Genomic DNA, 5873 nt, shown 5'->3' on the forward strand with positions numbered 1-5873 from the left:
AATGGGCGCGGTGCCGCTTCTTGACCGCGACGGCGAAGTCGTCATCGCCAAGAAGATCGAGACGGGCGAAGAGGACGTGCTCTACGCGCTCGTGGAAGTGCCCGTGGCCGTCGAAGAGCTCATCAACGTGGGCGAAGACCTCAAGCAGAACCGCATCAAGCTTAAAGACGTGGTCAAGACCATTGAGGAAGACGATCCCACCGAAGACGAGATGAACCAGCGTCAGCGCGTCATTCTGCTGCTCGACGAAATCAAGGCCATCTACAAGAAGAAGCACAAGATCTATCAGAAGCTCGACGCCTGCTGCACGCTGGAACGCCGCGTGGCCGCCACGCAGAAGGAAATTCTTCAGTACAAGGAAGAAGTGGTTTCCCGTCTGCGCGAAATCAAGCTGGAAAAGACCCTCATCGACCGCATCGTGGAAACCGTGGAAGACTACGTGCGCCAGATGAAGAACTATCAGCGCGAACTCGACGCCTACGTGGCCACCACCGGCAAGACGCAGGAAGAGCTGCAGGCCCTGTTCGAGGCTCTGGACAACCGCACCCGCTCCATGCAGGACGTGGCCGCGGAACTGGACATGAGCGTGGACAAGATGTTTTCCTACAAGGAACTCATCATGGGCAAGATCGAAAGCCTCCAGCGCCTGCGCGAAAAGTGCTGCCACAACGTGGAAGACCTCGAGGAAGTGCTGTGGCGCATACGCCGCGGCATGGTGGCTTCCATGCGCGCCAAGCAGGAGCTCATACGCTCCAACCTGCGCCTCGTGGTGAGCATTGCCAAGAAGTACACCAACCGCGGCCTGCAGTTCCTCGATCTCATTCAGGAAGGCAACATCGGCCTCATGAAGGCCGTGGACAAGTTCGAGTACCAGCGCGGCTACAAGTTCTCCACCTACGCCACCTGGTGGATTCGTCAGGCCATCACCCGCGCCATTGCGGATCAGGCCCGCACCATCCGCATTCCGGTGCACATGATAGAGACCATCAACAAGCTCATCCGCACCTCGCGCTACCTGGTGCAGGAGCTCGGCCGCGACCCCACTCCCGAGGAAATCGCGGAACGCATGGACTATCCCGTGGACAAGGTGAAGAAGGTGCTCAAGATCGCCAAGGAACCCATTTCCCTCGAAACCCCCATCGGCGACGAGGAAGATTCCAGCCTCGGCGATTTCATCGAGGACAAGAAGGCCGTGGCTCCCGCCGAAGAGGTGGTGAACACCAAGCTTTCCGAACAGATTGCCGCCGTGCTCGCCGATCTCACGCCCCGTGAGGAACAGGTGCTGCGCAAGCGCTTCGGCATAGGCGAAAAGTCCGACCACACCCTCGAGGAAGTGGGCAAGCTCTTCAACGTCACCCGTGAACGCATACGTCAGATCGAGGCCAAGGCCCTGCGCAAGCTCCGCCACCCCGTGAGAAGCCAGACCCTGCGTTCCTTCTACGAAAACTGATGCCGGAACGGAAGCCGGACGATCCTTCGTCCGGGCCGCTTCCGTGTTCCACGCTTCATGAGGCCGCGGCCTCCGGCTCTGCCGGTTGCGCGGCCTCATGGCGTACCGGGCCGCAGCGCCGGAGGGCGCATCCGAAGCCGGTTTTCCGCGCAGGGCGGCAGCGTTCGCAACGCGTCCACAGGCGCAGCACGCGCAGGGCGGCATGGTCATGCCGCAGCTTCCCGAAGCCGGATGACGAACGGGCCTCCCTCCGCTCCCCGGATTTTTTGCCGATTCCGCTCCGGAACGCGCATTTTTCCAACCTCAGCACCCTCAACACCATGACACATTATTCCTGCATCGTCGTCGGGGCCGGACACGCCGGCTGTGAAGCCTCCATGGCGCTCGCCCGTTTGGGCCACGACGTGCTCGTCATCACGAGCAACGTGGACCGCATAGGACATCTTTCCTGCAATCCCGCCATCGGCGGTCTGGCCAAGGGACACCTCGTGCGCGAAATAGACGCTCTCGGCGGCTGCATGGGCAAATGGGCCGACGAAGCGGGCATACAGTTCCGCATACTCAACGCGAGCAAGGGCCCGGCCGTGCGCGCCCGCCGCGCCCAGATAGACCGCGAAACCTATCTTGCCGCGGCAAAGCGCGACCTCTTCGCGCAGGAAGGCCTTACCATCTGGCAGGACATGGTCACGGACATCATTGCGGAAAACGGCAGGGTCAGAGGCGTGCGCACCCAGCTCGGCAAGGAATTTTCCGCCGATCACGTGCTGCTCACCACGGGCACCTTCCTGCAGGGACTCGTGCACGTGGGCCTCGTGCACTACAGCGCCGGAAGATTCGGCGACTCCGCGGCTCTGCAGCTTTCCGACTCCCTGCGTTCGCTCGGCCTCACCCTCGGACGCCTCAAAACCGGAACCACACCCCGCCTTCTGGCAAGCTCCATCGACTTCGACGCCATGGAAGCCCAGTACGGCGACAATCCGCCGCAGGGCTTCAGCTTCACCGGGCCCGGCCCGGTGCTGCCGCAGGTGCCCTGCTTCGTTACCTGGACCAACGAACGCACGCACGACATCATCCGCTCGGGGCTCGACCGCTCGCCGCTCTTTACCGGCGTCATCACGGGCGTGGGCGCGCGCTACTGCCCCTCAGTGGAAGACAAGGTGGCCAGATTCCCCGAACGCGAACGCCATCACGTCTTCATCGAACCCGAAGGGCTGAACCGCGAGGAATATTACGCCAACGGCATTTCCACCAGCCTGCCGCTGGACATTCAGGAAAAAATGGTGAACTCCATCCACGGCCTCGAACACGCCAAAATCGTGCGGCCGGGCTACGCCATCGAGTACGACTACGTGAATCCCGTGCAGCTTCGCCCCACCTTCGAGACCCGCAAGGTGGAAGGCCTGTGGCTGGCCGGTCAGATCAACGGCACCTCCGGCTACGAGGAAGCCGCCGCTCAGGGACTCTGGGCCGCGCTCAACATGGACGCCAGAATAAAGGGCCGCGAGCCCTTCCTGCCCGCCAGAAGCGAAGCCTACATGGCCGTGCTGGCCGACGAACTCGTCACCAAGGGCACGAACGAACCCTTCCGCATGTTCACGTCGCGCGCGGAATACCGTCTGCTGCTGCGCGAGGACAACGCCGACGCCCGTCTCACCCCGCGCGGCCGCGACATCGGCCTTGTGGGGGATGAACAGTGGAGAATCTTCCGCGACAGACAGCAGAAGCTGCACTCGCTCATGGACAGGCTTACCTCCGTGCGCATCACGCCCGACGCCGCCACGCAGGCCGCCTTTGCCGGACTCGGCGAACCCTGCCCCAGTCAGGCCGTCACGCTGGCCGACCTCGGCCGCCGTCCGCAGCTTCCGCTGCGCCGCCTCTCCGTATTTCTGCCCGAGCTTGAAAGCGCGCCGGACGACGTCATTCAGGAAGCGGAAATCATCCTCCGCTATTCCGGCTACCTGGAACTTCAGGACGAGCTTGTGCGCCGCGCGGCCCGTCAGGAATCCATACGCCTGCCCGAAGACATGGACTACGACGGCATTTCCGGACTCTCGCGGGAAATACAGGAAAAGCTCTCCGCCATCCGCCCCCTGACGCTGGGACAGGCCGGACGCATTTCCGGCGTGACTCCTGCGGCACTCGCCTGTCTTGAGGTGGAGCTGAAAAAGCGCGGCCTGCTGCACGCCGGAGGCTCCAGGTAAAAGCGCCTTTTTGTCGCCGGATTCCTTTCTTTAATGGAAAAGGTCGGGGAACACCGTTGCCCCGGCCTTTTTTCGTGCCCTGCCGCCTCGACACCAGTGCAGGCACGCAGCCGAATGTCCGAAACTCGCAGCGAGAGCCCCGTGCCTTCCGTCCGTGAGCGCGGCCGTCGAGCCGGTCATCAGAGCGCAGCCCTCCCGAGCAAGGCAAAACTTATGCTGCGGACGGCAAGCCCCCTTCCCGACTCCGCGTTCGCCCACCTTAAAGCTCCGCGCCCCGGATTCTTCCCCCACAGCTGCACTTCCTCCATCGCCCGGCGTCCTGTCCCGCCTCTTTCAGGCCTCAGGTCGGATTCTCAGGCCACCTTGTCCTTCCGCCGTGCCGTCCGCTCAGGCGCTCCCTCTCCCCGGAGGCTCTCCGGCTTCCCAGAGCCCGAAGGCTTCCGCCCGAATCGCACGCCCCGTCTCCCGTCTTTTTCCGAACATGACCTCTGCCGTCCCGCGCTTTCTGCCCTTCAGCCCGCCTCTTACCGAACCGGTACGGTCACCCTGCTTCCCCTTCCGAAGCTCCGCGCCCCGGATTCTTCCCCCACAGCTGCGCTTCCTCCATCGCCCGGCGTCCTTTCCCGCCTCTTCCGAGTCTCCGGCTGTCGCCCGTCGTTCCGGGCCTGCTTTCGCCGCCCAGACCAGGAGCCTTCTCTTCCCCGCCGCAAACGCCTCGCCGGAAAACGCGCCCCGGGTCTTTTTCGTCCGTCCGCGGCCTCCTGTGGCGCTCAAAAACGTCACGATTGAAAAATAAATAAAAAATCAAAATATTATCAACATGTTAAAACAACATTAAGCCATTCTTCAAAAAAAAATTGCAAAAAGGCCAAATTTTCTGTTGACAGAAGGGGGCATTTTCCATAAACACATACCTGCGCATGGGCAGTTAGCTCAGTTGGTAGAGCATCGCCTTCACACGGCGGGGGTCACAGGTTCAAGTCCTGTACTGCCCACCATGCGAAAAGTGGAGCGGTAGTTCAGTTGGTTAGAACGCCGGCCTGTCACGCCGGAGGTCGTGGGTTCAAGTCCCATCCGCTTCGCCACTTTGTTTAACCGGGTTTTTTCACCCACTCCATATTTGGAGCGGTAGTTCAGTTGGTTAGAACGCCGGCCTGTCACGCCGGAGGTCGTGGGTTCAAGTCCCATCCGCTTCGCCATTCAAGGTCCTGCAAATATATGTTGCGGGGCTTTTTTTTTTGCCCTTTGCGGGCACAGCACTCCTGCACACTGCGTTTCTCCGCCTCTTTTGAGCTGCGCCCCGGAGTCGACCGTCTGACAGACGGCAGCCCATGTTGCCCCCCCTCTGCCGTCAGCCGCGCTGCCGTGGTCTCTTTTCCGGGCAATCCGTTTTCCGCATTGCCCACACCTGTCCCGCATACCTGCCCTCTGCCCTTCCGCTTCTGCGCCATTACAGGAAAGCAAAGCCCTGCATCCCGCAGCACGGCATTGCCGTTTCGTGTTCCGAAGCGCCGAAACAGCGCCCCGCGGAAAAGACAAGCCGTCTCAGCCTTTCGTTCGCCGCGCCGAGCTTCCCGCCCCCGACAAGTCCATGCCGCCTTTTCCCCGCGCCAGAGTGCGCTCAGGCCTCCGCTCGCCCAGATGCGGCTGGTCTTTCGACGTCCAAAGCCCGATCCCTCGCCAAAGTCACGCGCCCCGCCTGTCCTGTCCCTCCCCTGCGCCGTCCCCGCGCCTTCTGCAGAGCATCCTCATCATCAACGCCGTGACGGGAAAAGACACTTCTTTCCGCCCGCGCCCCCCGTTTTCTTCCGAAAACGCGCGTCCCCGCGCCGCACGGCGGCGGCCTGTGGCGACCGCTGTTTTCCTTTCTTCCCGCTCCCCACGCCGGGTCACCGCCCTTTTCACGATGCCGACCCGGAACACGCCTTTTTTCAGAAAGTAAATTGAGCGCTCAAACAATTTTTCTGAATCATCGTTTTTTTCTGACAAAACAACAGCTTGCCTTTTCACTGCGCCGCTCTTTCGCATCCGCCTCCCGGGCCTGCCTCTTGACTCATTTCATGAGCCTATTACACTAAACAGACGTATCTGCCCCGCCAGAGGCGTTTCTTTTCCGGCTGAATTTCTCTATGTGAAGGAGTTTTTCCCATGGCACGCACGCTTTTCGTCACCGCTCTTGCGGCGAATTCCGGCAAGGCCGAAGCCGTCGCCGGGCTGATGGA

At 61.7% G+C, this 5873-nt stretch carries 2 protein-coding genes and 3 tRNA genes; all 5 read left to right on the top strand.

All coding sequences use genetic code 11. The features are described 5' to 3' along the window. On the top strand, nt 1-1450 hold a 1450-nt coding region (rpoD, locus tag Q0J81_RS10110; RefSeq protein ID WP_294447613.1), incomplete at its 5' end, for an RNA polymerase sigma factor RpoD. A gap of 320 nt (nt 1451-1770) precedes the next feature. Continuing rightward, nucleotides 1771-3651, top strand: coding sequence for a tRNA uridine-5-carboxymethylaminomethyl(34) synthesis enzyme MnmG (gene mnmG / locus Q0J81_RS10115; protein ID WP_294447615.1), 1881 nt, complete (start codon nt 1771-1773; stop codon nt 3649-3651). A 922-nt stretch (nt 3652-4573) separates the two neighbouring features. Beyond that, nucleotides 4574-4649: transfer RNA gene (locus Q0J81_RS10120), tRNA-Val, on the top strand. Between the two features lie 10 nt (nt 4650-4659). After that, nucleotides 4660-4736 (top strand) — tRNA-Asp (locus Q0J81_RS10125). Nucleotides 4737-4773: 37 nt separating this feature from the next. Continuing rightward, a tRNA-Asp gene (locus Q0J81_RS10130) sits at nt 4774-4850 on the top strand. Nucleotides 4851-5873 lie beyond the last annotated feature (1023 nt).

It is taken from the genome of uncultured Mailhella sp. (assembly GCF_944324575.1).
In the GTDB taxonomy this organism is placed as follows: Bacteria; Desulfobacterota; Desulfovibrionia; order Desulfovibrionales; family Desulfovibrionaceae; genus Mailhella.

Bases quoted from the DNA above. Each gene is read 5' to 3' on its own strand.
- mnmG (WP_294447615.1), top strand. From the start codon at position 1,771: ATGACACATTATTCCTGCATCGTCGTCGGGGCCGGACACGCCGGCTGT.